Origin of the sequence: Arthrobacter sp. Hiyo1 (genome assembly GCF_001263615.2) — a bacterium.
GTDB lineage: Bacteria > Actinomycetota > Actinomycetes > Actinomycetales > Micrococcaceae > Arthrobacter.
This window is the reverse complement of the sequence record NZ_DF952469.1, coordinates 228,282-230,281: the sequence shown is the minus strand read 5'-3', so window position 1 is coordinate 230,281 and position 2,000 is coordinate 228,282. Positions and strand designations below refer to the sequence as shown.

Annotated in this window: 3 protein-coding genes and 1 pseudogene; 2 read left to right on the top strand and 2 right to left on the bottom strand. The window is 63.1% G+C overall.

Annotated features, from left to right (window positions below; genetic code table 11):
- Nucleotides 1–450, bottom strand: a pseudogene (locus tag AHiyo1_RS05675) (LLM class flavin-dependent oxidoreductase); the annotation flags it as partial.
- Nucleotides 451–779: 329 nt separating this feature from the next.
- Here AHiyo1_RS05675 and AHiyo1_RS05670 point away from each other — a divergent pair.
- Both AHiyo1_RS05670 and AHiyo1_RS05665 read left to right on the top strand, forming a co-directional pair.
- The gene (locus AHiyo1_RS05670; RefSeq protein WP_059387888.1) at nucleotides 780–1,292 is read left to right on the top strand and encodes a GNAT family N-acetyltransferase; all 513 of its coding nucleotides are present in this window, start codon (nucleotides 780–782) and stop codon (nucleotides 1,290–1,292) included.
- A 57-nt stretch (nucleotides 1,293–1,349) separates the two neighbouring features.
- The gene (locus AHiyo1_RS05665; protein WP_059387887.1) at nucleotides 1,350–1,730 is read left to right on the top strand and encodes a RidA family protein; all 381 of its coding nucleotides are present in this window, start codon (nucleotides 1,350–1,352) and stop codon (nucleotides 1,728–1,730) included.
- A 93-nt stretch (nucleotides 1,731–1,823) separates the two neighbouring features.
- On the opposite strand, the gene AHiyo1_RS26235 is transcribed toward AHiyo1_RS05665, so the two are convergent.
- Nucleotides 1,824–2,000: helix-turn-helix domain-containing protein (locus AHiyo1_RS26235; protein ID WP_113990575.1), on the bottom strand; the 177-nt coding region annotated here is incomplete at its 5' end.

The following is a 2,000-nucleotide window of genomic DNA, read 5'->3' as shown; positions in this document are numbered from 1 at the left end:
TCATAGCGGGCGGCATGGGCGGGCTGATCGTCGATGCCGAAGTTCCGGGCGCTTCCGGTCCGGCTGTGGTCACCACATTCCAACCGGCCCGTCCGCCGCTGACGAAGTCCACCGAGGCGAAGCGCCTGGCCAGGTTGAAGGGATCGTTATACGTGGTGGATGCAGTGGCGATGAGTCCGATCTTTTCGGTGGCGGCTGCGATTGCGGTGAGCAGCACTGTCGGTTCCAGCTTGCCCGCGGGACGCGTCCGACGTCGCCGAAGATCACGGGGGAGTCTGCGAAGAAGATGGAGTCGAACGTGCCGCGCTCTGCGATCCGTGCGAGGTTTTGGTAGTGCCGGATGTCGGTGCTGGCGCGCGGGTTGCTTTCCGGCAGCCGCCACGAAGCCTCGTGGTGTCCGGTGCTCATGAGGAATGCGTTGAGGTGGAGTGTGCGTTGCTGGGGGCTCATCTGTGTTCCTTTCGTTGTCTCCTGGCCGCCAATCAACCACGAGACAACCGCCCCGCGCCAGCATCGCGAAACCTTCCCGCAACAGCAGGAAACCGGGCTTCACAGCCGGAAACCGGACTCAATCTGGCGCCACGCGAAGCAATGTTTGAGCGGCCTCCGACGCTCGCTCACTTATGTGGGGTTTCCCGCCGACGCTCGCTCACTTAAGTGAGCGAGCGTTGGGTGGAACGGCCTTGTATCTGAGCGGGCGTTAGGCCCCGGGTGATAGTTCGGTCACGGAAACACCGCTTTGGCATCCCGGGCACCTCGGGCGCGACTACCATGGATCAGTGCATTCTCAGATTACCGTCCGACCCGCCCTGCCCGAAGACTACGACGCCGTAGCCCGTATCACGATGTCGTCTTACGTGACCGCTGGCTACTACGGCAGCCCGGACCACCCATACCTGGAGAAGCTGCGCGACGTGGCCGGCCGCGCCCGGTACGCCGACGTTTTCGTCGCCGAACGCGACGGCCAGGTTATCGGATCCGTCACGTCGGCGAAGGCCGGAGGCGACTTCTCGGACATCGGCCTTCCGGACGAACTCGAAATGCGTACCTTGGTGGTTGATCCGGAGGTTCAGCGCTCCGGCGCGGGACGAGCACTGGTCCAGGCCGTCGTCGACCAAGCCCGCTCCATGGATGGCATCAACGCCGTCTCCCTCACCACGGGCGCCACGTGGGAAAGCGCCAACGCCCTCTACGCCAAAACCGGATTCGAGCGCGAACCGGAGCGAGATTGGTTCGTACCCGGGACCGACATAAAACTGTTCGTTTATCGGCAGGATGTGCGCCAGCAATAAAGTTTCCTCGTAAACCCCGGTCATCGGGCCGGGTGCGGAAACTGAGAAAGGCGCGGCATGCGCAAGACATTCGGCACGGGCTCGGTCTGGGAACAGGCACTTGGATACTCCCGAGCGGTCCAGGTGGACAACACGCTCTTCATTTCGGCCACGGCGGCGTCGGGACCTGATGGCATCGTCGGTGACGACTTCTACTCGCAGACCAAATACATCCTCGAAAAGCTGGGTGCGGTCCTGGCCGACGCCGGCTTCGACTACGAGGACGTCGTGCAGTCCAAGCTCTACCTGACCGACATCACCAAATGGGAAGACGCCGGCCGCGCGCACGGCGAGGTCTTCGGCGAGATCCGGCCCACCCTTTCCCTGGTCCACGTCTTGCCGTTCCTCGACGCGGAAATGCTGGTCGAAATCGAACTGGTAGCCCAGAAGAGCGCCTGAACAGCCCAACTCACTAGCAGTAAGTGTCGTTTTGACGCCTCATAACGACACTTACTGCGAGTCAGTTGGGTGGGAACTACTTGGGTGGGCGAGTCAGTTGGGGGAGAGTCGCGCGGGGACGCCGTAGCGGTGTTCCGGGCGGCCGGTGCTGCCGTAGCGCAGTTGGATTTCGACGGCGCCATCGTCGGCCAGCGAGGACAGGTACCGTTGCGCCGTGGCGCGTGAGACGCCCACCCGTTCCGCTACTTCCGTGGCCGAGTATTGTTCCCC